The 22,790-nt window shown below is 63.9% G+C and carries 22 protein-coding genes; 14 read left to right on the top strand and 8 right to left on the bottom strand.

Annotated elements, in window-relative coordinates; genetic code table 11:
- The first annotated feature begins 41 nt into the window (after positions 1 to 41).
- From ASF17_RS13905 to ASF17_RS16160, 9 genes are all read left to right on the top strand, one after another.
- Positions 42 to 530 carry a hypothetical protein gene (locus tag ASF17_RS13905; protein ID WP_156357448.1) on the top strand — a complete coding sequence of 163 codons (489 nt, stop codon included), beginning with the start codon at positions 42 to 44 and terminating at the stop codon, positions 528 to 530.
- Entirely contained in the window at positions 527 to 1,627 is a 1,101-nt protein-coding gene (locus ASF17_RS13900; protein WP_156357447.1) for a M15 family metallopeptidase, read from the top strand. The genes ASF17_RS13905 and ASF17_RS13900 overlap by 4 nt, the downstream gene beginning before the upstream one ends.
- The gene (locus ASF17_RS13895; protein WP_055801387.1) at positions 1,620 to 3,086 is read left to right on the top strand and encodes a hypothetical protein; all 1,467 of its coding nucleotides are present in this window, start codon (positions 1,620 to 1,622) and stop codon (positions 3,084 to 3,086) included. The genes ASF17_RS13900 and ASF17_RS13895 overlap by 8 nt, the downstream gene beginning before the upstream one ends.
- A gap of 392 nt (positions 3,087 to 3,478) precedes the next feature.
- Positions 3,479 to 3,934 carry an FHA domain-containing protein gene (locus ASF17_RS15795; protein WP_162236432.1) on the top strand — a complete coding sequence of 152 codons (456 nt, stop codon included), beginning with the start codon at positions 3,479 to 3,481 and terminating at the stop codon, positions 3,932 to 3,934.
- Between the two features lie 186 nt (positions 3,935 to 4,120).
- A complete protein-coding gene (locus ASF17_RS13885; protein WP_055801380.1) occupies positions 4,121 to 4,426 on the top strand; it encodes an ArsR/SmtB family transcription factor in 306 nt (101 codons plus the stop codon).
- A gap of 676 nt (positions 4,427 to 5,102) precedes the next feature.
- Positions 5,103 to 6,956, top strand: a complete 1,854-nt coding sequence (locus ASF17_RS15405; protein WP_235476650.1) for a hypothetical protein — start codon at positions 5,103 to 5,105, stop codon at positions 6,954 to 6,956.
- The gene (locus ASF17_RS15670; protein ID WP_156357446.1) at positions 6,953 to 7,180 is read left to right on the top strand and encodes a hypothetical protein; all 228 of its coding nucleotides are present in this window, start codon (positions 6,953 to 6,955) and stop codon (positions 7,178 to 7,180) included. The genes ASF17_RS15405 and ASF17_RS15670 overlap by 4 nt, the downstream gene beginning before the upstream one ends.
- Positions 7,158 to 8,075: a ParA family protein gene (locus tag ASF17_RS15400; RefSeq protein ID WP_082475407.1), complete on the top strand. Its 918-nt coding sequence runs from the start codon at positions 7,158 to 7,160 to the stop codon at positions 8,073 to 8,075. Before ASF17_RS15670 ends, ASF17_RS15400 begins: the two co-directional genes overlap by 23 nt.
- Positions 8,072 to 8,554 (top strand): ParB family protein, encoded by a 483-nt coding sequence (locus tag ASF17_RS16160; protein ID WP_442855749.1) that lies wholly within the window; start codon positions 8,072 to 8,074, stop codon positions 8,552 to 8,554. The genes ASF17_RS15400 and ASF17_RS16160 overlap by 4 nt, the downstream gene beginning before the upstream one ends.
- 239 nt (positions 8,555 to 8,793) lie before the next feature.
- On the opposite strand, the gene ASF17_RS13875 is transcribed toward ASF17_RS16160, so the two are convergent.
- On the bottom strand, positions 8,794 to 11,358 hold the full coding sequence (locus ASF17_RS13875) for a DEAD/DEAH box helicase (protein WP_055801375.1): 2,565 nt from the start codon (positions 11,356 to 11,358) through the stop codon (positions 8,794 to 8,796).
- Complete coding sequence (locus ASF17_RS13870; RefSeq protein WP_235476649.1) at positions 11,355 to 13,559, bottom strand: site-specific DNA-methyltransferase; 2,205 nt, start codon at positions 13,557 to 13,559, stop codon at positions 11,355 to 11,357. Before ASF17_RS13870 ends, ASF17_RS13875 begins: the two co-directional genes overlap by 4 nt.
- A gap of 141 nt (positions 13,560 to 13,700) precedes the next feature.
- Between ASF17_RS13870 and ASF17_RS13865 the strand changes: the two genes are divergently transcribed.
- Entirely contained in the window at positions 13,701 to 13,970 is a 270-nt protein-coding gene (locus ASF17_RS13865; protein WP_055801371.1) for a hypothetical protein, read from the top strand.
- 495 nt (positions 13,971 to 14,465) lie between these two features.
- Here ASF17_RS13865 and ASF17_RS13860 read toward each other — a convergent pair whose 3' ends face one another.
- Entirely contained in the window at positions 14,466 to 14,801 is a 336-nt protein-coding gene (locus ASF17_RS13860) for a histone-like nucleoid-structuring protein Lsr2 (RefSeq protein ID WP_055801369.1), read from the bottom strand.
- Between the two features lie 55 nt (positions 14,802 to 14,856).
- Positions 14,857 to 15,450 (bottom strand): recombinase family protein, encoded by a 594-nt coding sequence (locus ASF17_RS13855; RefSeq protein WP_055801366.1) that lies wholly within the window; start codon positions 15,448 to 15,450, stop codon positions 14,857 to 14,859.
- Positions 15,451 to 15,840: 390 nt separating this feature from the next.
- Between ASF17_RS13855 and ASF17_RS13850 the strand changes: the two genes are divergently transcribed.
- Together ASF17_RS13850 and ASF17_RS13845 are read left to right on the top strand one after the other, a co-directional pair.
- Complete coding sequence (locus tag ASF17_RS13850) at positions 15,841 to 17,076, top strand: amidohydrolase family protein (RefSeq protein ID WP_055801364.1); 1,236 nt, start codon at positions 15,841 to 15,843, stop codon at positions 17,074 to 17,076.
- Entirely contained in the window at positions 17,073 to 17,690 is a 618-nt protein-coding gene (locus ASF17_RS13845) for a DUF2461 domain-containing protein (protein WP_055801360.1), read from the top strand. Before ASF17_RS13850 ends, ASF17_RS13845 begins: the two co-directional genes overlap by 4 nt.
- A gap of 50 nt (positions 17,691 to 17,740) precedes the next feature.
- On the opposite strand, the gene ASF17_RS13840 is transcribed toward ASF17_RS13845, so the two are convergent.
- Both ASF17_RS13840 and ASF17_RS13835 read right to left on the bottom strand, forming a co-directional pair.
- Positions 17,741 to 18,409, bottom strand: coding sequence for a TetR/AcrR family transcriptional regulator (locus tag ASF17_RS13840; RefSeq protein WP_055801357.1), 669 nt, complete (start codon positions 18,407 to 18,409; stop codon positions 17,741 to 17,743).
- Positions 18,410 to 18,506: 97 nt separating this feature from the next.
- A complete protein-coding gene (locus tag ASF17_RS13835; RefSeq protein WP_082475404.1) occupies positions 18,507 to 20,003 on the bottom strand; it encodes an amidase in 1,497 nt (498 codons plus the stop codon).
- A gap of 276 nt (positions 20,004 to 20,279) precedes the next feature.
- On the opposite strand from ASF17_RS13835, the gene ASF17_RS13830 reads away from it, so the two are divergent.
- Positions 20,280 to 20,846: a recombinase family protein gene (locus ASF17_RS13830; protein WP_055801350.1), complete on the top strand. Its 567-nt coding sequence runs from the start codon at positions 20,280 to 20,282 to the stop codon at positions 20,844 to 20,846.
- Between the two features lie 30 nt (positions 20,847 to 20,876).
- Here the strand turns inward: ASF17_RS13830 and ASF17_RS13825 are convergent, their stop codons facing one another.
- A complete protein-coding gene (locus tag ASF17_RS13825) occupies positions 20,877 to 21,278 on the bottom strand; it encodes a MerR family transcriptional regulator (RefSeq protein ID WP_055801348.1) in 402 nt (133 codons plus the stop codon).
- 95 nt (positions 21,279 to 21,373) lie between these two features.
- Between ASF17_RS13825 and ASF17_RS13820 the strand changes: the two genes are divergently transcribed.
- Positions 21,374 to 22,348 (top strand): arsenic resistance protein, encoded by a 975-nt coding sequence (locus ASF17_RS13820; RefSeq protein ID WP_055801345.1) that lies wholly within the window; start codon positions 21,374 to 21,376, stop codon positions 22,346 to 22,348.
- Here ASF17_RS13820 and ASF17_RS13815 read toward each other — a convergent pair.
- Entirely contained in the window at positions 22,331 to 22,738 is a 408-nt protein-coding gene (locus ASF17_RS13815) for an arsenate-mycothiol transferase ArsC (RefSeq protein ID WP_055801565.1), read from the bottom strand. The genes ASF17_RS13820 and ASF17_RS13815 overlap by 18 nt on opposite strands.
- Positions 22,739 to 22,790: the final 52 nt, after the last annotated feature.

Raw genomic sequence — 22,790 nt, 5'->3', positions numbered from 1 at the left:
CTCGTTTGAGGTTCACCCGCGCGCACCCTAGGAGATGACCGATGGCTCGACGATCTGCCTTTGGCGTGGCCCTGGTTGTCGCTCTCGCTCTGGTTCTCGGCATCAGTGCGTGCACGTCGCCCGACTCCCCCGAGACCCCCAGTCCCGGAATCAGTACAGCACGTTCTACCGACACCGCGTCACCGGTCCCCGACACCATGGACGACGCCGGCGCCGACGAGGCCGCCGATGTCGCCCTCGGGGCCATGGAGGCCTTCGTGCAGAACGAGCTCCCCTACGACCAGTGGTGGGACGGGTTCAACCGCTACCTCGACGGCGATGCCCTCGTGGCGTATGAGTTCACCGACCCGGCGCTCGTCCCCGCCTCGAGCGTGACCGGCGAGCCACGCGTGAGCGCCGCCCCGGACGCAACGCAGATCACCGTTCTTGTCCCGACTGACGTCGGGCAGTACCAAGTGCTCCTGAACCGCCAGGCGGTCGGCGGCGAATGGACGGTGTCACGACTGACCCCGCCCGAGGGCATCGAATGAAGCGGGTCGCCGCCGGCGGTGCAGCTGCCGTTCTCGCGGTTCCGCTGCTGGTCGTGGTGCTGTTCTCAGGGGGTAACTGCCAGCCCGCCAGCGCGAGCACAGGACAGGGCTCGGGCACGCCTGCAGTCAGCGTCGACGTCGCTGAGCTGCCGGTGCAGACCGTCGGCGACTACAGCGGCGTGCAGCTCGTGAACGCCGCGTACATCATGAACGCCGGACAGGCCATAGGGCTCGACGCCAAGGGCCAGGCCATCGGCGTCATGACCGCCATGGGCGAGTCCTCGCTCACAGTCATCGACAAGGGCGACGCCGTCGGACCCGACTCGCGGGGCCTGTTTCAACAGCGCGCCAACGGGACATGGGGGTCATACGAGGATCGGATGAACCCCACGATCAGCGCGACGAACTTCTTCAAGAAGCTGATCACGGTCGACAACTGGCAGGGCCTCGAACCGAGCATCGCCGCGCACCGCGTGCAGATCAACGCCGACCCGTACCACTACGAGAAGTACTGGTCCGGGGCCGTGAACATCGTCTCCACCCTCTCCGGGGTTCAGCTCGACCCCTCCGCCGGCGGGCCCGGCGCCTCCGCTTGCGCCGTCGGTGCCTCCGGCGACTACGCCGAGGCCAACGGCACCAAGCCCGGCAAGTGGGGCGGCTACGACAACGGCCGCATCGACACCACCGCCGTCGTCCCGATCCCGTGGACGACGAACCAGAGCTACGTCGGCACCATGTACCTCCGCCCCGACGCGGCCGCAGCCCTGACGGCGATGAACAATGCCTACCGGGCCGAGTTCGGAAGCGATATCCCGATCAACGACGGGTACCGCGACTTCGAAGGCCAGGTCGAGGCGAAAAGGCTCTACGGCGGCGGCGCCGCGACCCCCGGATTCTCGAACCACGGGTGGGCGCTGGCTGTGGACATCGGCACCCCGAGTCACGCACGAATCGCCTACTACGACCGCACCTACAACTGGCTCGTCGCCAACGCCGGAACCTACGGATGGGTCCACCCCGACTGGGCCAAGCCCGGTGGCCGTGGCCCGCACGAGGCCTGGCACTGGGAGTTCTACGGAGTGAAAACGAATGCCTGAGTTCGACCCGACCACCGTCCCCCCGTTCCCCGTCGTCACCCTGGATCTCCGGGACGACAGCTCCATCACCGTCAACGGGGCCCCCGTCGATATCGGCATGGACGGACCGCCCACGGACGCCGGGATCGCCGCCGTCGCCCAGATCGCCCGCGACCACGGGCTCGAGGCCATCCGCGTCCGCGCCACCTCCCCTGACGGCACGCACCTGATGGTCGTGAAGGCGGACGGCACCCCGTACGACATCACTCCCCCAGACACCGCCGCAGCCGACGGCGGGAAGCGTCGACGCGTCGTCGTGGGCGGCGCCGCGGTGCTCGCCATGGTGCTCGTCGCCGGCGGTGTCGGAGCTGTCGTGTTCACCACGGGTTCTGAGCCCGCCGTGGTCGCTCCGACAGCCGCAGAGCCGCCCGGCTACCTCGCGAACCTCCCCGTGCTCGCCCCGCCCGGCTACGGCCAGAAAGCGGCCTGGTCCGTCCCGGTGCAGTCGCGATCGACACCCGTGCTGCTCGAGGACGGCCGAGTCGTCGTCGTCGACAACGACGGGAACCTCGCCATCCTCGACGGCGCCACCGGATCAGTCACCTGGCGCGGCAACGGAGGCCCAACAGGACAGGCCGGCATCCACGCCACGACCGTCGAGAACCGGCCCGTGCTGGCCACGGCGGGCAGCACAGCCCTGACCCTCTGGCCCCTCGACACCGACGACTCCGCCCGTGTCCCGGGAACGAGCGTGGACATCAAAGCCACCGGCGAGGTCAGCTACCTCGGCTCGGCACCCCTGGTCACCCTGAGTGACCAGACGATCGCCCTCCTCACCGAGAACGGCGTCAAGCGCGTCGACGTGCCCGTGACGTCCACGGCCATCCTCGCCACCCAAGACACCGCGATCGCCGCGAACGCGAAGAGCTGGTGGACCATCCCCACCGCCGGCGAACCGGTCAAAAACGATCTGCCCGGGCCGCGCGGAGTCGACTACGACCCCACGCTCATCACCGCCGCCGACGACACCCACCTGATCACCGTGTGGCCCACCGACGACAACGCGACCGACCTGGTGAACCTCATCGACCTCGAAACCAACACCATCGTCGCCGCCGCGAAAGTCCCTAGTGGGACCGTCCGGGACGACACCGCCCCGATTCACTCGACGACCGGCACGACGCTGACACTCGGCGGGATCTTCATCGACTACGGGGAAGAGCCGCAGATCGTGGCCGTCGACGAAGTCGTGCCCGCCGTCATCGACGGCGACACGATCTACGGCACCCAGGACCGCGAGCCCGTCGTCGCGCGCCTCGAGGGCGACTCATTCGAGGTCGCCCCGTTTACGACGCTCTCGACCGACGACACCACCGTGCCCGCCGCCGTCGTGGCCGATTACGCCTACGTTGTGGCCGAGAAGGTCGACAGCACACTGCTCTACGCGCTCGGCCGCGAGGACGAAAGAGACGACCGATGATCCACGTCATCCTGCATCCCACCGGCCGAGGAGTCGTCGGCCTCCCCGGCCAAAGCGTCTCGCTCGAGGCCGACACACTCGCTGCTGCCCGGGAACAGGCCCTAGCGGTCCTGACCAGCCACGCGGCCGTCCAGGCGCTCCCCCTCGACGTGACAGCTGACGACGACGGCACGACCGTCCGATTCGCCGTCCACCCCGACGGGCGCGTCATCGTGCACCGAGGCGGCGCCCGCCGACGCGCACCAGAGCCGGTAGGCCCGTCCCAGGTGCCGGCGCCCATGGCACCGCCCGAGGCGTTCATGCCCGCCGGCAGCGCCGCTGCTCTCGCGGCACCGATCGACGTCGACCCGACACTCCCGCCCCTGCCTGTGATGCCGAGCCCGGATGAGCAGGTGGCGATCGTCACCGCCACTACTCCCCCGGAGCCGGCGGACTGGACCCCGAACCCGGAGCTACCCGACGACGTCGAGGCCACCATCGTCCGAAACACCGGCGACAGGCGCGAAGCCCAGCTCGTGTTCACGACCGGGGCATCCGTGAGCATCGCCGGGACGGCCCTGATCGGCCGACGCCCCGCGGCCGACGAGGGCGAAGCCGTCGACCAGCTCGTCACGATCGACGACCCGGAACGCTCGGTCTCCAAGAGTCACCTGATGGCGGGTTGGAACGATGCAGGCTTCTGGATCACAGACCGTGGCTCCGGTAACGGAACCGTCGTGTTCCCCGTCGACGGCGGCCCGGCTGTGCAGCTGCACGCCGGAGATCCCCACACGCTCGCTGACGGCGACCGCGTCGCCATCGGCGATCAGATCTTCACTGTCCACCTTGCGAAGCTCACGAAGGAGTGATGCCCCAATGAGAAAAACCGTCTTGACCTTCTACGGGGGTCCATCAGTACTGTCGATCGCTAGACCACATCAGGGCCTGCTGGCCTCGCCGCGCTCTTGCTCTCGTGGGGGCACAGCAGAGTGATCCAGCAAACGGTCACAACGCCTCCATGCAGCCGTCCGTCCACGCTGTAGAAAGTCATCCCCGTGCCAGCACCCCAGGACCCGGCCGCCGGGCTCGACGCCCTGAGCGCTCTCGCGCGCTCACCCCAGTACCGAAAGATCATCCGGTTTCTGATCGAGCACCCGAACAGCTACAAAGGGCAGATCCAGGAAGGCACCGGCGTGGCCACCAGCAGTCTCGGCCGACACCTTGCCGAGCTGGAATCCACGGGCGTCATCGTCGGCGACGTTGCAGGCGAAGACCGTCGCGGTTACGCCGTCCGCTACACGGCCGACGTCGCTTACGTCGAGCAGCTCGTCACCCAGCTCCGCACCGAACTTCTCGGCTGACAACGAGGTCGCCTTGGCTTTACAGCGCCTCCTGGCCTGACGAGTCGGAGATCGCAGCCCAGGAGCTTTGTGCGGAGGTTCTGGTGACTTTAACCGCGACACGCGCCCAGATGACGCGGGTGTATGCATCTTAAGTGCCCAAGATGGCTGCATGAGCGCAATCCGTGGGCTGGCACATCGACCCCAGAACGTCCCCACGGTCCTTCTGCAGGGCCGTGTGTCCCCTGAGACGCGCCTGGAGGTCCGTGCAGCTGCTGCTGCCAGCGGTGTCTCCATCGCGTATTACATGGAAGCGCTCGTAGCCCAGATCGTTGCCGAGCAGGGGTGTCTTCCCCTGGTCGAGCACCCCCGCGACAAGAAGCTCGAGGAGTTGCCTATCCCGGCTGCTTAAACGAAAGAGCCCGCCGCTTGCGCGACGGGCTCTCACAAGATCGCTGCTCTAGCCCCTCGATCCGCCAAGACTGTTGGGTTTGAGCTTCAAGTTCCGATAAAGACCGGCTACCAACCGGGCCTTTGTCGTACCACCATCCCGAAGGAAGGTGATGGCATCAGTGTAGACAGCATTTCTGCGCGCGCAAGCGACGCGCCAGGAATTTCAGAGAGATCGGCGTCCCTTCTTGGGGGGTCGGCTTGGGAGTTGACCCGTCGGCTGTCCCCTCGGGACCAGGTCCGAGTCATGAAGCGAGACGCCTACGGGCAGCTCGAGCACAACTCCTATCCCCTGCTGCGCCGGGTAGGCCCTGTCGAGCCCACAACCCCCTGGGCCATGCGCCTCACCGACAGCAACGGCCTCTTCCGCTTCCTCTGCTTCGACTTCGACGGCAAAGACAAGACCGGAACTTCCCCCGAGCTCGTTGAACAGGCAGTCGATGACTGCGACCAGCTGTCACGCATCCTCCACGACCACGGGATCCCCCACGTTGTGTGCCAGTCGTCATCGAGTGGCGGCCGCCACCTCTGGGTCGCTATCCGAGGAGGAGCAGCCGCATCCGTCATTGCCGCTCTTGGCCGTGTGGCCCACCAAGTACTCCGGACCCTCGACTACGGGATGCTCTGCAACCCCAGCGAAGGATCCGCCCGTCCACCGCTGTCCCCCCACCACAACGGGTCCCGCTCGGTCGTAATCCGTGGCTCACTCCAGGAACTCATCGCGCCGCAGACGACCGCTGAGGCTCTCGCAGCCGTCATCAGGACCCTTGACGGGCTCAGACCCGCCATGCAGGCACAGAACAGCGAGCCATCCGGCCCCGTCGACATACGACACCGTGCACATCGCCGCTTGAGCAAGGCCGGCGAAGCCCACATGGCGACCATCGACGGAGGCGGAAACCCCAGCTGGACAGGATTCATGTGCCTCCTCTCAGCTGCAGTCGCCGGCTGGGACTTCGCCGATGTCGAGCGTGCAGCGCGCACCGCGCCGGGCATGGAGCACTACCGGTCGAAGAACACCGGACGCGGCACCAGGCGACCCCGCTCCCCCGAAGACACCCGCAACCGCCTCGAGCGCCAGTGGTCACGGGCTCAGGCGTACGCGGCCCTGTACCGCCCGCTACCCCGCGAGACCGAGCCTCGCGACCTGACAGAGCTCCAGATCCTCGTCGAGGACCTCGACGTCGCCCTCAGGCGCATCAGCGCCACACCAGGCCGCTGGCGTACGGAGGCGGGCCAGTCGCAGCTCAGCATTCTCCGCGCGCTCGCCTACCTAACGCTGCAGACAGGCAAATCCGTCGTCGCTGCCTCCATCCGCGACCTTGCTCTCATGACAGGCCTCGGCCGCACGACGGCAGCCACCGCGCTCCAAGCGCTCAGCCAGGCCGGACTCATCCAACGCGACGCCTCAGCCGACGGCGGCAACGCCGCCGAGTGGCGGCTTACCCGCTCAGTTTCCACAGTGTCAGACATGGTCCGGTCACAACCACTTAATAACCCCCGCCCCGCGCACGACCTCTTCGACCGGCGCGCTCTCCTCATGGTTGGCTTGGAACAGGCACTTGTCGAAGGGCGACATGATCTGTTTACCCGCGGCGGTCTGGGACACCTGGCAGGTCGTTTGTACGCGGAAATCGCAGGTCGCAGGCAGGTAACTCTGGCCTACGTGGTGGAACTTCTGGGCGTGAGCGTGGCCCACGCAGCCACTGTTATGAGTCGATTGCGCAAGCATCGTTTGCTCATCAAGGATGGTGGGGGTTGGATGCGGTCCCGTCGCGACCTTCGTGACGCGGCCGCTCGTGCTGCGGGCGTATTGGGAGTTCTTGCGGAGCGAGCGCGTCGGTATGCGGCTGAACGCGAGACGTGGGCCTGGTGGCAGGCCGAGGTCATTACCATGGCCACTCCCCCGCAACAACGGCCCCGACGACCCCACGTCACGAGCCGGCCGATCTTCACCGAACAGTCATTTGGTGAGCGGACCTGGCCGCGGTACCCACGTTCAGCGGACCGTCGAGGCGACCACAAGTCGGCGAGGCTGCTCGTTCTCGAGGGCGCACTGAATCCTCAGCGCAGGTTCCAGTACCTCGGAGACGCAGCTTGACAGTAGTAGGAATAAATAGCAGCATTACTGGTGAAGCTGGCATTGCTGGTGAAGCTGGCATTGCTGGTGAAGCTGGGAAGCTGGCATTGCTGGTGAAGCTGGCATTGCTGGTGAAGCTGGCATTGCTGGTGAAGCTGGCATTGCTGGTGAAGCTGGCATTGCTGGTGAAGCTGGTAATCTTGTCAAGACGAAAGGCCGCTGATGACAGTCATCGACAGAACTAATCTTGAGAGAGTTATTGCTGTGATCAACGGCAAAGGGGGAGTCCTCAAGACAACCCTGACAGCCAACGTGGGCGGCATGCTCGCAGCTAGCGGCTACCGCGTCCTCCTCGTGGATCTAGACCCTCAAGGCAATTTGGCCGAAGACCTCGGGTACACAGACTCGGCCCAGGACGACCAGGGGAGATCACTGGCGCAGGCCCTCATGTTTGGAGGCGATGCCGCCCCCCTGAAGAACGTGCGAACCAACCTCGACGTCTTCGCCGGCGGATCAGCGCTCGACCAGGCAACAGCGGGCTTAGCCGCTCGCGGAAACAAAGATCCCGACGGCGCCAAACTCGCATTGGCAAGCCTCCTCTCACCAATTGCCGGCGGTTACGACATGGTTCTCCTTGATTGCCCTCCCGGCGATGAGACCCTTCAGACAGCCGCAGTTGCAGCAGCACGCTGGGCTCTCGTTCCTGTTAAGAGCGACCGCAGCAGCCGTAAAGGACTCTCTGCCGTGGCCGCTCGACTAGATGCCGTTCTCAGCGTCAATCCTTCGCTGGACCTGCTCGGAGTAGTTCTGGTCGACGTTGGAAAGGCGGCCAAGGCTGTAGAGCGGGAAGCCCGCCAGAACGTTGCAGAGCTCTTCAACGCCGATCACGACGTTGTTCTAACCGCGACCGTCCGCCACAGCGAAGCAACTGCGCAAGCCACCCGCGAGCGTGGGCTCCTTGTCCACGAACTAGACGACGACATTCGTAAGGGCCCCAAGTGGTATGAAATTCGCCGAGGAGACGCACAAGCACCAGCTCACTCACCTCGTTCAGCAACGTCAGTAGCAGACGACCTTCAAGCCGTGGCACAGGAAGTAGTTGCCCGTATAGTCCGCGCCGAGCAGGGAGCAACCGCATGACCGACAATGAGAAATCGCGTCGCATCGGAGGGCTCGAGCCACGGGCTGCTGCACCTGACCTCAGCCGACTAATCCGTCGAAACCGCCCGGAAGCCAGCGGGGGCGAGATGAAGGAACCGGCTGCAGCCGATGACGTGTCTGGCGATACGACAGAGGGACACATTCCCTCGACTGTCCCTGGGGCGAAGAAGCCGATGCTGGGAGTAGCTCGTGAGCCCAGCTCGTCTCCCGCAGCTGAAGAGACAGCTGTCGATTCTGAAACAAAGCGCATGACCGTCTACATCGCATCACGTCACTACGCGCGCGCACGTGCCGCTTACCGGGCCACGAGCTATGCGGCTCGAGACCGAAGCTGGTCCGATTTTGTCGAGAAGGCTATCGTCGCTGAGCTGGAGAGACGCGAGGCCCAACATAATGCCGGAAAAGCATACGCACCTGATTCGAGTCCGCTCTCACCAGGTCGTCCGCTATCGAGTTGAGACGGGTGCTGAAAAGACTACTTTCGCGCTTGTCCTATAGTTGAAGTCGAATCTGACTTAGTCAACACTGACTGCTTCAATGACAAAGCATTATTTTCTTGAGCAAGCCCTTGTTAGTTTGTCCGCGACAGCCTTAATAACTACCGCCGCGATCGGCATATTTCAAACAAGCTGTCGTAAGCCTCTAGGTTCGTTGATCGGAAGCCGGGACCGCCGGTTCAGCCCATGGGCGCTTGTTCCTATTCGTAGTTGTGGCCGGCGGCGCGATACAGCTCGTCCGCGTCCGTGGACGTCAGAGCCGCGGACCGTACGGCTTCGAGCGTGAGGTCGAGCACGCGAAGCTTGCCCTCTATGCGCGAAATCGTCTCGGCTCGATGCACCTTGTCACCGTGTTCGTGGACGTATTGAGCCATGCCCCGCAGCTTCGGCAGCGCGTCGGGGAGCCAATGCCCGTGGGGATCAACCAGATTTATCCGAACGCCGCCGGGCTGCTCCGTGAAGAAGAGAAAGTCAGGTCGGAGGGTGCGCCAGTCACCGAACTTATCCGTGTATGCAATCCCAAGGGAGTCCCGACCGCGGCTGGGGTTTCGGTACCAGGCGATGGTATCGGTGCGAGCGAGTTCAATGTCGAGCACTTCCACCTCAATCGGGTTCAGCGACCCGATCGGGAAAAGACGCTCTTCGTCGGCAAGGAGATGCCGACTCCGCCGTTCGAGGACAACGTCGCCATCTAGAGTACGTCGTTTGGTTTCTTCCTGTCGGTTGAGGGGCCGAGCGATTGGGATGATCTGTGGGGACGAACTCATTGAAGTGATATCGGCATACACGGTCTGTCGAGCCTCAGGCAACGATTTTATCGCCACGCGATACTCCGTTAGCCACTGCTTGACGAGCTTGTCAGCCTCATCTTCGAGGGCCTGGCGGACGGGAGCGAGAGTGCCGAGCGCTGCAACGCGGACAAATGCCTCACGGATCTCGTCGTCGTCGGCGTCGTTCTCAGGAGCCAGACGGTCCACGTACGTCCGGGCGAGGTCCGGGGAGAGGACACGCGCGCCCTGAGCGTAAGCATTTTGAATTGCTCGGTCGTCGGCAACCTCCGTGAACGTCGACTCGATCCGCATGCCGTACTGCGCAGCACCACGGACGCTGCCGCCCCGCACCGTCAGAATCTCAGTCGTCGCCTTCTGGAGGTCCTGTGCGTAGCGCGCGGCGAGGCCGTCGAGGACACCGTGCAACTCACTGTGAGCTTCGTCGCCAGCCGCAGCCCGGAGCCTGTCCGCGGAGAGGGCGTGAGCGAGCGCCGTGAGTCGCTTCATTGGGTTGGCGTTCTTCCGGGGAAGAGTTTGCGAGGGCAACTCGTCCAAAAGCTCCCACACCTTCGCTGACAAGTCAGGGTTTGGCGTCATTAGAGCCGGATCTACAAGGATCCGGCGCGTGTCGTCCTGGCTGATGAGCTCGTTACCTCCCATTAGCTGCTCGAGGACCTGCGTCGCAGTCTTGCGGTCAAACCGGGGCAAGATGCACTCCACGCTGTTCAAAACGTCATTGCCCTCGACACGACGCGCCAGTGGCGTCCGGACCATCCGCCCCAGTAGCTGCGTGATGTGAGTGGCATCCTTCGCCGGCCGGAACGAGACGAGAACCTCCGCACGGGGACAGTCCCAACCTGTAGAAATTGCGTCCTTCGCCAGGACGACCCGGATGTGTCGGGCATCTTGCACCCGTTCCGGAGGGATGTAGGGCACGGTGTAGGGCCCGTAGCGTTCGTTCGCATGGTCACCGAAGACGTTGGCAATCGCATCGCCTGTTAGATCGGGCCACTCATCGAAGATGACGTCTAGAGCCTGCTTCATTTGCGTTGCGTCAGGCTTGTTCGGTACCTGAAGAACCATCAAAGGGGTGACCCGATCGTCGCCTCCTTGCTGCTGTGAATACTCTTCCCAAGCCGCGGTAGATGCCTTTATTTTGCGCGTGCCTCGACGCAACAGCACCGTGCTGAAGTCGCCGGTCTCGGCGGGGAAGTCAAGGACAATGTCGTCCTTAAGAAGCCCCGACTCCTGGATTCGCACCGGATCTACGGTGATCGTGGCCAGCGGGATCCTGTTCGACGCGACTTCGGCTGAAACCATGGCCTGCTCGAAGCGATCCACAGTCGCCGAGATGCCCCAGACAACGGGCATGGGCGGCACGCTGCCACGCCCGTTGATCAATTGCTTGACGATGCTCGGCTTGTCGGCGGACGATCGACGTCCCATCCCTCGGTGCGCTTCATCTAGGACCATGTACAGCGTCGTGGAGCCGTTGTCGATCGTGTTCCGAATCGTGTCCCAAATTGTGAACGGAATGGCGTCAGGGTGACTCCGAATTCCGTCGAGCTGGTTCTGTTCGCTGTTTGTGCGGGTCAGCAAACTATTTTTGGCCAGCTTCGACGTGTTCAAGAAGTAAACGTACCCCGGTTGAAGCTCGCGGTATCGGAACGGGTGCTCAATGGTTACGAGACGACTCCTGAGCTTGTCAGATGCCTCTTCGAGGCGAAATCGGGTTTGGGCGTTCAGGGAAGGGTCGTCGCTGAACCAGAGGACAACGGCAGATGGGTCACTGAGAAAATCGGCGTCGTCACTGCCGAAGAAAAGTGATTCGATGACAGCTGCGGCCATGACCGTCTTGCCGGCGCCGGTGGTGGCGGCAAGCGCGAGGCTCGTCACGCGCGAGTTGACGCTGTGGAAGAGTTCGCGAGCTGAGGCGAGGTTGGTGAGGACATCTCCGACGGCATCAGACTGGTAATCCTTGAGTGTATACCTCATATCGTCACCCCATTGTTGATTTGGAAGTCCTGTAGATACGACGAGTACAACCGCACCGTAGAAAGGTGACGCAGGCCATCAGAGACCATTTGGTACCTGCGGTCGTCGTCCGTGATTATGTAGACGATATGCAAGTCCGGGCGCTTTTCGACGGCTTCGATGAACTCGGCTGCTTTGTCGAGGTCGTCGAGAATGCCGTACGCCTCTGCTACTTCCCAGCCTGCACTCAAGTCGTCGATGCGGCGACCTCGGGCACCAGCTCGCAACCAGAGAAGTGGAGCAATCGCGGCGAAGGCACGATTTTGACTTACCCGCCACACCGACTCGTACGTCAAGGTAAAGAATTCAGCATTTTCCTCGAAGCCGTCGCTCATAGGGAATTCGTCGACGAACTTATATGTGCCGGAAATTGGCTCTCCAGTGGCCGTCAGACCTGTGATCGCTGCCTTGATCCGGGGCTTTGTGACGTAGTCGCAAATTCCCCTGCGTTCCCATTCGGCGTCGCCAGCTCGTAGGCCCTGGAGGCGTAGACGGCGCTGCTCGTCGACGCCAACCTCGTTATTGGTCACGGAGATCGACTGTCGACGGCCCCCATCTTGCTTGTTAAGTCGCATCACTGCGTGGGCGGTGGTGCCCGAACCAGCAAAAAAGTCGAGCACGACCGCTTCGGGCTTAGAGGACACAAAGAATCGGAGGGCATCCTCGACCGCATACAGAGCTTTTGGGAAGGGGAAGGTTCGACCCGGGAGAAATGAATTCAATAAGCGCGATCCGTACTGCGTCGCATCATGCCCCGAGACCCGCCACTGAGTCCCAGGAACGGCCAGATTGACGATATTCTCCGACGACCCAAGGTTTAAAGACCCATCAGGGTTGCGTCCAACGATTGGGTAGTCGCCGCGCTCAATTTTTTCGTATTCGCCACCCTTGATGTAGTAGACGACATAGCCCTTGTTCGCCGAGCCGCCCAGGCGGACCCGGCCCTGTTCTACATGTCGAAGAAGAGCGTTCTGGCCTAGTTGCCAATTGCCGTGCGATCCGTCTTTTCGGATCGGCCAGATGACTTTTTGACCAGCCGGTACCTCAACTAGGGTGTGATCTTCCTCGGGCGTTGGTGCTGCTCCTGCGCTTACGACCGCGTTCTTCTCTGGATTGATGTAGATCGGGTAGAACAGGTTGGGTCGATCAGTCCGGCTCGCGTTGGTTCCAGAGCGACGGAGAAGATCCCAGCGAACAGACCCCGTGAACGTTCGACCCTTTGCCGAGACCCAATCGGATCCGAGCTCGACGCGCTGCGGAGCTGCGTCGCCGAGCATGACGAAGAAAACATACTCATCGTTGCGACCGAAGGCGCCCTTGCGTGCAACGTTAGCAAGGTTAATTTGCGTGCTGATCATTTGTATGCGGGCATCGGGGAACACCTGCTCGAGCAGGAGACCAAGGCGGAGATACTCTTTCTCGTCGATAGTCACGATTAAGACTGAGTCGAGCGGGTTTAGTAACGCTCGAGCGACGTGCAGCCGCCGCTCCATGAAGGCGAGCCATTTGCTGTGTCGATAGAGATCGTCCGACTCGACGTAGTCGTTGTTGTACTTCCAGTCGCGAGCACCCGTGTTGTAGGGAGGGTCGATGTAAATGGCGTCGACGCGGCCGCGGTGTGTAAATGTCAAAGCTTCTAGAACGTGGAAGTTTTCTCCGTTGATGACGGAGTGGAAGGGGCGATCTCCGCCCCGCAGCACGGTGCCTGTGGAGCGCAGGCCGGGGTAAATGGGGTCTCGGAACTCGGCGACCAACACGAGATCTTCGACCAGAACGTCGTCGACAGCCTCCTTTGGGTTGCGGACCAGGGAAATCCGAGCTCTTCGAGCTCCAACGGTGTCTCGGTGAAGATCCTCGACGACCCACAGTCGCCGATCTGCCGTATCCACGCCGTCCCGTGCCGGCAGCACGCGCACCTTACTCCCGACCCGCAGCGCAACTCCGGGAAGCTCGACCGCCTCGGGCTGGTGCTTTTCGAAGTTCAGACCGAACGGCAACCGTTCTTGCAGCGGCGCTATCTCAGCTTCGAGGTCCGTACCGAGCTGGGGGTCGAGTTGCTTCACGGTGTGAATCAGATCCGTGAGTCTCGACACTGTTTCCCCTGTCTGTGCACGCGCGCTCGCACGCAGCGGCAACGCAAAAGTCCAATCGAGGATCGACATTACCGGCACGGGAGGTAGGCGCCGTGCCACCGTCGGCCAGGAGTGGAAGATGCCCTAGTGGTAATTCCTAGCGCTCCGCGGGGGTCTCCGCGAAGATAAGACTCGCCTGATCACAACGGTCACGGCGGAAGGATCTGCCGGGTGTCGAAACCATGGGACTACGAAGACGACCACGACTGGGACGACGCTGTGGACTATGCAGCGAAGGGGTACATCTATTGGTATGGCAAGTATTACCCGAAGGAGTACATCGAGAGTCTCTACCCAGTCGAAGTCGACGGCCGGAAGGTTGTGTTGCTGATCGGCGGCTTAGCCGGCGCCGGGGCGCTCCTTTGGGGCGCCGTGAAGGCTGCGCCGCAGATTGAGCGCCTGCGGAGGGAACGGCGGAAGCTTGAGGGAGGCCAGGGCTGACTGGCAGCGCCCCATCGTCTCGGGCGCGAACCTGTGCGTCGACGGCTACAAGCGGCCCAGTTTCTAGCGCCAGGACTACTGAACACGCGAGCCGCTCAAGACGCATCCTGAGCGGCTCCCGCCGTGCTAACGGGTCGATCCCCTTAGGCAGGATCAATTTCGGGTGGAGTGGCCGGACTGCCGGACGGTCAGATCGGCTAGCCGAGAACGGCGACGGGTTCGAAGACGGTTTTTGAACCCATCCGGGTTTCTGGAGGCTGACAGGCATCGCGCCCGGTAGGCGGTCGTCTAGCAGCCGCGGAGCCGTGCCGATCTGGGGCATGCCTCAGCGCCGCACGTCACGTGGCCTTCCTACGCGTGGCGTTTGGGTTGCCATGGGGGAGTCGCCACAGATCTGACCGCGGGTCTTGACGCAATGCAACGGATCTTGTGGTCGCTCGTCGGCGAGGTTAAGTTGCGGTTTGCGGGGAGAGGCGTCGGCGACTAGGTGCAGTTCTAGTTGGCAGCGTCGAACGCGTCGCGGATGGTGCTCGAGACACGTCCGCGGTCGGAAACTTCGTGGCCGTTCTGGCGGGCCCACTCGCGGATCTTCGTGAGCTCGGCCTTGTCCGTCTTGGTAGCTCCTGCAGCGGCGTTGCTCTTGCGTCCTGTGCGGCGGCCGGCGGTGGTGTACGGCGTGAGCGTTTCGTGGAGTTCCGCGAGGTGTGCGTCGCTGAGGTCGATCTCGTAGGCGATGCCATCGAGGGCAAAGGCGACTGTACGTCCGGCTCTATCAGCAATGGGCGTGCCATCGATGTCGTCGGTGAGCTGGATAACTGTCCTGCGCGCCATGAGGTTCCTTTGTTCCGGTGCTGCGGCGGTGGGTAGCAATCACCTTTCCGCAGGCTTACGAGTGCTTCGCTTGTGCGTCTAGTGTGGCGATGCGCCGGTAAAGAGTTGCACGGGACATGCCGAAGTCGCGAGCAACTTGCGATGGAGGATGTCCGGCGTCGAGAAGCCTGATTGCTGATCGGATCTGACTGTCGGTGAACATGGGACGTCGTCCGCCGATGTCGCTGCCCGTCTGGCGTCTCTTTGAGACGGAGTCACGGACGCGCTCACGCTTGATCTCGAGTTCCATCTGCGCGAGAGCTGCCATGACGGAGAACACCATCGATCCCATAGGGGTGGTTGTGTCGACGTCGCCGCCGCCGAGATTCAAGACGCGAAGGCCGGCGCCGCGGTCTCGGAGCTGCGCTGCGAACCCGAGCATGTCGATGGTGGAACGCCCAAGGCGGTCGAGGGTTGTCACTACGAGGGTGTCTCCCTCATGAAGAGCATTGAGAGCTCGGTCGAACGCGGGTCGTGATGCACGCGCGCCAGAGACGCCCTGGTCGACGTACAAGTCATCTCGCCGGACGCCGGCCGTCAGTAGATCCTGCTCTTGCCGATCGGTGTCCTGCTGACGGGTCGAGACCCGCGCGTAGCCGATCAGCCGCATCGCAGGACCGTGTGTGTCTCGCAACCAACCTTCATGACACCAATTCTCGACCAAGGTTGCGATACATGGTTACGAGACTCGCCGTGCCCCGAAATTGCGGGCCGCCGGTTCCCCGTTGCTCGGAACCGGCGAGACGTCTCGCAACCGTAGGGAAGCGAGACACGAGTGGCAGGCCGCCCGATGGGGAATTCCTCGGAGAGATTGGATTCCGGACTGACCCATTAAGACGGTCCGGGGCCAGCAGCCATGGGGGAGCGGCCCGACTCTCGAGCGCCCGTCGGCCAAGTGGTCGTCATTAGAAGGCCACGCCACCTACTCGGTTTCATGCTGCTAACATATTCTTGTTAGCAAGCGACAACTGGTCGCGGCTCCGCAGAGAACTGGACTGCCATGACCTTCACAACCATCTCGAACGTTCGCGTCTTTGACGGCGAACACGCCCTCGAGAACCGCACGGTGACGATCGAGGGGACGGTCATTGTCTCGGTCGGCCCTTCTAACTTGGACGACCGGGCGGTCACCGCGACGGGTGAGGCGATTGACGGGACCGGCAAGACCCTGTTGCCGGGACTGATCGACGCTCACACGCACTCATCCCTCGACGCGCTTCGCCTCGCACTGCAGTTCGGGGTCACGACCGAGCTGGAGATGGGCGGGGTCCTCACCGCTCCCAAACGCACCGACATCGAGACCAACGACGACATCGCCGACGTCCGGTCTTCTGGCTTCGGACTCACCCCTCCAGGTGGACATCCGTTCGAGATCATTCCGGAGGGTGCCTTCCCAGGTGAGGGCGAACCTGGCTTCGGCGAGATCGTGATGCCTCTCTCGACCACACCAGAGGAAGCGGTGGCCTTCATCCCGGAGTTGATCGCCTCCGGATCTGACTTCATCAAGTTCCTGATCGAAGACGGGTCCGCCGCGAACGCTCCCGGACTGCCCATGCTCGACCAGGCGACATTGAACGCCGGTGTCGCCGAAGCTCAGCGCCTCGGCATGCTGACTGTGGCCCACACGCTCACCGTTGGCGCGACCCGGATGGCCATAGAGGCGGGGATCGACGGTCTCGCGCACTTGTTCGTCGACGAGGCCCCCACGCCTGAGATCATCGATCTCATTGCCTCCGCCGGGGTCTTCGTCGTCCCGTGCATCGTGTTGAACTCGTCGATCATCGGCCTCACCGGCGCCGAATTCGCCACCGACACCCGCGTCAGCTCCAAGCTCGCCCCCCACTGGCTCGCGACCCTGCAGAGCTCCTTCAACCACTACCCGGCCGGCAGCGTCGACGACGTCCTGGCGACCGTTCGAGCTCTGCACGCTGCCGGTGTCCCGATCCTCGTCGGGACCGACGCCTCAGCACCGGACCCTTCGCTCGGTGGCCTCGCGCACGGTGCCAGCGTCCACCATGAGCTGCAAATGCTCGTACGCGCCGGCCTCAGCCCCGTCGAGGCGCTGGCCGCCGCGACGTCCGTGTCAGCGAAGCACTTCGGCCTCACGGACCGTGGTCGGATCGCCGAGGGTCTGCGTGCGGACCTGGTCTTGGTCGACGGCGACCCGACGTCGACGATCTCGGACACGTTGAACATTGCCGCGGTCTGGCGCCGCGGCTCGAAGGTCCAGATGTGAGCGGATCGTACTTCGACGACGACCTCGCTGGCTTCTTCGACGAGCTCCGACGGCACAACAACAAGGAGTGGTTCGACGCGCATCGGGACGAGTGGGAACGCGTCGTACGGATCCCGATCGAACGCCTCCTCGGAGAGGCTCAGGAGCAGTACGGGCTAGGCAAGGTGCTCCGGCAGAACCGCGACGTTCGCTTCGCTCGTGACAAGAGCCCCTACCGAACCTCGGCGGCCATGGTCGCTGGCCTGATGTACCTCCGAGTGTCCGATGATGGCCTCGAGCTCGGTGGGGGGCTCTACCGTCCCACCCGTGAGCAGCTGGGCGCTGCGCGCACCGTCGTCGATCAGCGACCACATGCCGCGGCAGCTCTTGAGAAGATCTTCGACGATCTCGAGGGCAAGGGGTACACCATCACGGGTCCGTCGCTGCGAACAGCTCCCAAGGGGTTCCCTAGGGACCACCCGTGGATCGAGCTTCTGCGCCTGCAGTCCTTCGCTGCTCTGCGACGACTGCCGCTGAGTGCATCACGAGACGCGATCGGGGCAACGTGGGCCGAGACGGAACCACTGATTCGCTGGATCCGAAAGTGGGTGGACAGCGGAGCGAACTCGCTCTAAGGACGGTCTGAGCACGTCCAATAGGCAGCAAGCGCTAGTGCGCTTGCTGCCTATTTTGCGAGACGGTCGAGCCAGTCGCCGAAGAGGGCGCGCTCGTTCGCCGTCAAAACGGTTGTGTCCTCGAGCTGGTGCCTGAGCTGCATCGCGGCGCCATCGCGCTCGTCACGCTCATGTTTCGCCGGCGTGGCGAGGATCGCGGCCATCGTCGCTTCGCGAGCTCGCGTGGATAAGGTCATGTCGCGGGCGTCATCGGGCATCGCGAGGAGCGTGAACACCACGCCAACCCCGGTCGCACGGATCATGTTGACGGCGTCGGGGACAGGAACGGTCAGCAGGCCGTCCTTCGCAGCGACCTCGATCTGCGTCGTGAGGATCGCGTCAATGGCATCCGCAGCCGGGGACGAAGTCCCTGTACGGGGCTCGCCGTACGCGATCGAGTACACCTGCGGGTGAAGCAGGCCCCAGTCGATGTGCATGTCCCACCCTTGACGGAGAGAGTCGATCGGGTCAGCGCCGGGCGTCCACCCGGTCCAGGTCGCGAGGTGTGCGGAGAAGCCGTGGAGGGCCACCTGGTCGAGGAGTCCTTGCTTGTCGCCGAAGATCCGATAGATCGTGGGTGCCTGGATGTGCAGGGCCGACGTGAGCGCGCGCGTGGTGACAGCGTCACGGCCCTCAGCGTTCAGAAGGTCGTGCGCGGTGTCGAGGATGCGGATGCGCATCTCCTCAGAACGAGTCAACGCGTGCCTTTCGTGTCGGGGGTACGGCAGAGCCGGCGGGATCGTGGCTGCACACCATGATCCCACCTGCGCCGGAGTGTTAGAGGTTCTCGATCGCCTGCCCGACCTGGAACAGGGTCCCCTCGTCGAAGTGCTTACCGATCAGCTGGATACCCACCGGGAGCCCGTCGACGGTGCCGCACGGGACGCTGATCGCGGGGTGGTGGGTGATGTTGAACGGGGTCGTGTTCGTCGACATCTCGATCGAGGCGCCGATCGCGGCACCGGCACCGTGGTTCGGGTCGGGAAGCGGGCGTGCGGTCTGCGGGGTGGTCGGGGTGACCAGCACGTCGAAGCGAGCGAGCTCGGCGTCGTAGGCGGCGCGGAGGGTGCGAGCACGGTTGACGGCTTTGGCGTAGTGCAGGCGACCGGCCTGCTGGTCGACGTACTTCCCGACGAGGGTGAACAGACGGACGTTCGCGGGGTGCGCGTCGGCGTCTCCCTTGTGGTCGAACAGGTGCTGCATCATGTCGACCGGGTAGTAGTCGGGGCGCCCGAAGCCGAGGCCCTGGTTGCGCAGGACCGTCTCGGCCATGCCCTCGATCGCAATCGCGGTCCACAGCGCGCCCCCGAGCGAGTGCAGCGGGATGGAAACCTCTTCGACGATCGCGCCCTGCTGGCGGAGGGCCTCGACAGTGTCGCGAACCGTCTTGTCGACCTCGGCTTCAGCATTCTCGGTCCCGAAGCCTTCGGTGAGGACACCGATCTTCAGGCCCTTGACGCCATCGTTGATCCGGCTCAGGTAGTCGCCGACGACGATGTCCTTCTGGCGGAAGTCGATGCCGTCGGAGCCGGCGATGACGGTGAGGAGTCGGGCGTTCTCAGCGACGGTGCGAGTCATCGGGCCGACGTGGTCGAAGTAACCGTCGAGGGTGCCGATGCCGGTGTAGGGTACCAGGCCGTACGTGGGCTTGAGACCCACCACGCCGGACCAGGACGCGGGCATGCGGATCGAGCCAGCCTGGTCGGCACCGAAGGTCATGTCCGCATCGCCGGTGACGAGCGCGACGGCGCTGCCGCTCGAGGAACCACCAGAGGAGTACCCCATGCGGTGGGGGTTGTGCACGACACCGGACGCGGCGGTGTGGCTCGCACCAGACATGCAGAAGTACTCGTTGGTCGTCTTGCCGATGACCTCGGCGCCAGCCGCGAGAGCACGCGTCACGATGGTCGCATCCTCGTTGGGCACGAACGACTCGAGCTCCTTGGAACCGTTACGCATGGGGACACCGGCGACCAGGATGCTGTCCTTAACGCCTAGACGAACTCCGGCCAGGGGACCTGAGTCGGCGCCCGGGATCGAAGTGCGCACCTCCCATGCGTGGTGCGGGTCCTCATCGGCGGTGGGGACGGTGTAGTCGACGGTGTCGCGGCTGACGAGGACTTCGGGCTCCGGGATGGCGTTGAGGGCGTCGAGGACGCCGACCATGCCGGAGATCATCGCGGTGTACTCCTCGGGGGCGGCAGCGATATCGGTGTAACCAATCTCGGCTGCGAGGTCGGCGATCTGCGCCGAGGTGGGCTTTTGGACGGACATGGTTGCTCCTACTAAGTCTGTGGTCACCCGATGGGTGCTAACAAGAAAACGTTAGCACGACGACGCTCGGGCTCATCGCAGGGCAGCTGCCCAAGTTGCGAGAAATGTCGCGCGGTGCAGCGAGTAGGAGAGCGTCCGTTAGTCGGTCGTTCATCGGGACACCTGCTTGGGCCCGTTTTATCCGACTGGCATCAAGTGGCGCCTGGCCTGCGGATTCGCGTATGCCTGTCCCGCAAAAATGCCCGGTGACGGGGGGATGAACGCTACAGTCGTCGGATGCTCATCGGATACGCCCGCGTCTCGACGTCAGGACAAGATCTCGCAGCACAACGTGACGGTCTTGCAGCGCTTGGTGTTGACGATCAACACGTCCATGTTGACCACGGCTTGTCGGGCACTACTCGAGCCCGGCCGGGCCTGCGCGAGGCCCTCGCTGCGTGCCGTGCCGGCGACGTCCTGGTGGTGACGAAGCTCGACCGTCTTGCCCGCTCGCTGCGTGACGCGACCGACATCTCCGACGAGCTCACGAAGAAGGGCGTCGCCCTGAACCTCGGGGGAGCGGTCTACGACCCCACCGACCCAGTGGGCCGCCTGCTATTCAACGTCCTCGGAATGGTGGCTAAGTTCGAGGCCGACCTGATCCGTGCCCGCACGCGGGAGGGGATGGCGATCGCCAAGGCCGCTGGCAAGCTTCGCGGTCGCAAGCCCAAGCTCACCCCCTCACAGGAGAAGCACCTCGTGCAGCTGCACCGCACCGGCGCCCACACAACCAGCGAGATCGCCGAACTCTTCGGTGTTGCGCGTTCGACGGTCTACCGCGCAATCCAGCGAGCGGCGCCCTGATCCATCGATTCGTGGACGAGGCTCGGCGGATCAGGGGAACGTTCGGAACACGCACTCGGTCGAGCACCGCTCTGACCGGTCAGGGCACGCGGCTAGGCCGTGTTCGGCACGAGCGAGGCGTGACCGGAGCCGGTCGAGCCGGGCCTGCTTCTTCTCGATCTGACGCACCTGCTCTGCCAAGAGCGGCCGCAGCGCCTCCCGGACATCGGTGCAGGACGTCGACTCCATGGTGCTGAGGTGCGCGCCGATCTGATCAAGAGGCAATCCGAGTTCTTTGCTGGCTTCAATCAGGTCGAGGCGGCTGAGCAGGTCCGGGCTGTAGTCGCGGTACCCGTTGTGGGCCCTGGCCGGGGTCAAGAGCCCGATGGACTCGTAGTACCGGAGCGCCGTGGCGGAGACACCGCTGCGTTTACTGACTTCGGAGATTCGCACACCGCGACCCTAGAGCCGCCGGTGCCGCTTGACCTTCGAGCGGCTCGAACCTCTACGGGCACTGACGTGCCCTCTTCCCCCACACCTGTCCTGCCGTGAACGCGGTCGTTTCCTGGCGCGAACACCGGCAGATCGGTCTTTACCTGGTCGCTATCCTGGCTGCCGGCGTGGTCGGCCTCACCGTGCCGGGGGCACACCACCTAGAGGCCGCGATCGAGCCCGTGCTCGCGATGCTGCTGTTCGCGACGTTTCTCGGGGTGCCGTTCGCCGCGATCAGGAGGTCTCTCCGAGACGGGCGGTTCCTCGCCGCGGTCGGGGTGCTGAACTTCGTCGTCGTCCCCCTCGTCGCGTACGGGCTGTCCCGGTTCGTCGCGGACGAGCCGGCGCTGCTGTTCGGGGTGCTGCTGGTGCTGTTGACCCCGTGCATCGACTACGTGATCGTGTTCGCCGGTCTTGCCGGCGGCGCGTCAGAACGGCTCCTCGCTGCGGCACCGGTTCTGATGCTGGCGCAGATCCTTCTCCTGCCGCTGTACCTGCTGCTGTTCATCGGCCCCGAGGGCGTCGCCGTGGTCGAGGTCGGCCCCTTCGCACGGGCGTTCCTCCTCCTAATCGTCGTCCCGCTCACCGCGGCCGCGCTCGTGCAGGCCCTCGCCCGGCGACACCGGTCCGGTGTCGTGATCGAGCGGACGATGCTGGGCCTGATGGTGCCGCTGATGATGGCAACCCTGTTCACCGTCGTGGCCTCACAAGCCGGAGACGTCGGAGACGCCCTGGGGCAGCTCCTCGTGCTGGTGCCGATCTATGCCGCGTTCCTCGTCGTCATGGCAGCGCTCGGCATCGGCGTCGGACGCATCTTCCGGCTCGACGTGCCAGCAACACGGGCCCTGGTGTTCAGCGGTGCGACCAGGAACTCGCTCGTGGTCTTGCCGCTCGCACTCGCCCTCCCGGCGTCGCTGTCGCTTGCTCCGGTCGTCGTCGTCACCCAGACGCTCATCGAGCTCGTTGGCATGGTGATCTTCGTCCGCCTCGTCCCACGTCTCGTGCGGAGCGATTCAGAGACGGTTGCGTAGGTCTGCGACTCGAGAGCGAATGTCGTCTCGGACAAGGCGCATCCGCTCCATGCCTTCGATGCCCCGCTCGGAAGGTTCGTCTGTGATCCACGTCTCGAACCGGACTGTCGGGATCCCTTCAACTTTCGCCTCGGTACCGAGAGTCACGAGGACGTCAGCCGTGGCGATCATGTCTGCGGTGAGGGCCTTCGGGTGCTCGTCGCCAACGTCGATGCCCAGCTCTTGAAGAGACTGGACTGATTGGGCGTTGAGGGCAGCCCCGGGCTTGGTGCCGGCAGAGCGCACGGTGACCTCGTCGCCAGCGAGGTCGCGCATCAGAGCTGCGGCCATTTGCGACTTGCCCGCGTTCTTCTGACAGACGAAAACGACAGTGGGCTGATGAGTGGTCATGTGGCGAACCATACTGACGTCGAGAAACGAGTCACCGCGTTTGCGTCTCGAT

The sequence above is a fragment of the Frigoribacterium sp. Leaf263 genome (assembly GCF_001422285.1).
Classification (GTDB): domain Bacteria; phylum Actinomycetota; class Actinomycetes; order Actinomycetales; family Microbacteriaceae; genus Frigoribacterium.
The sequence above is the reverse complement of the archived record's forward strand: the minus strand, read 5'-3'. Positions and strand labels throughout refer to the sequence as shown.

What these genes read in the sequence shown, in the direction of transcription:
- ASF17_RS13905 (WP_156357448.1), top strand. Translation starts at nt 42, where the DNA reads ATGGCTCGACGATCTGCCTTTGGCGTGGCCCTGGTTGTCGCTCTCGCT.
- ASF17_RS13900 (WP_156357447.1), top strand. Translation starts at nt 527, where the DNA reads ATGAAGCGGGTCGCCGCCGGCGGTGCAGCTGCCGTTCTCGCGGTTCCG.
- ASF17_RS13895 (WP_055801387.1), top strand. Translation starts at nt 1,620, where the DNA reads ATGCCTGAGTTCGACCCGACCACCGTCCCCCCGTTCCCCGTCGTCACC.
- ASF17_RS15405 (WP_235476650.1), top strand. Translation starts at nt 5,103, where the DNA reads ATGAAGCGAGACGCCTACGGGCAGCTCGAGCACAACTCCTATCCCCTG.
- ASF17_RS15400 (WP_082475407.1), top strand. Translation starts at nt 7,158, where the DNA reads ATGACAGTCATCGACAGAACTAATCTTGAGAGAGTTATTGCTGTGATC.
- ASF17_RS16160 (WP_442855749.1), top strand. Translation starts at nt 8,072, where the DNA reads ATGACCGACAATGAGAAATCGCGTCGCATCGGAGGGCTCGAGCCACGG.
- ASF17_RS13875 (WP_055801375.1), bottom strand. Translation starts at nt 11,358, where the DNA reads ATGAGGTATACACTCAAGGATTACCAGTCTGATGCCGTCGGAGATGTC.
- ASF17_RS13870 (WP_235476649.1), bottom strand. Translation starts at nt 13,559, where the DNA reads ATGTCGATCCTCGATTGGACTTTTGCGTTGCCGCTGCGTGCGAGCGCG.
- ASF17_RS13860 (WP_055801369.1), bottom strand. Translation starts at nt 14,801, where the DNA reads ATGGCGCGCAGGACAGTTATCCAGCTCACCGACGACATCGATGGCACG.
- ASF17_RS13855 (WP_055801366.1), bottom strand. Translation starts at nt 15,450, where the DNA reads ATGCGGCTGATCGGCTACGCGCGGGTCTCGACCCGTCAGCAGGACACC.
- ASF17_RS13850 (WP_055801364.1), top strand. Translation starts at nt 15,841, where the DNA reads ATGACCTTCACAACCATCTCGAACGTTCGCGTCTTTGACGGCGAACAC.
- ASF17_RS13840 (WP_055801357.1), bottom strand. Translation starts at nt 18,409, where the DNA reads ATGCGCATCCGCATCCTCGACACCGCGCACGACCTTCTGAACGCTGAG.
- ASF17_RS13835 (WP_082475404.1), bottom strand. Translation starts at nt 20,003, where the DNA reads ATGTCCGTCCAAAAGCCCACCTCGGCGCAGATCGCCGACCTCGCAGCC.
- ASF17_RS13830 (WP_055801350.1), top strand. Translation starts at nt 20,280, where the DNA reads ATGCTCATCGGATACGCCCGCGTCTCGACGTCAGGACAAGATCTCGCA.
- ASF17_RS13815 (WP_055801565.1), bottom strand. Translation starts at nt 22,738, where the DNA reads ATGACCACTCATCAGCCCACTGTCGTTTTCGTCTGTCAGAAGAACGCG.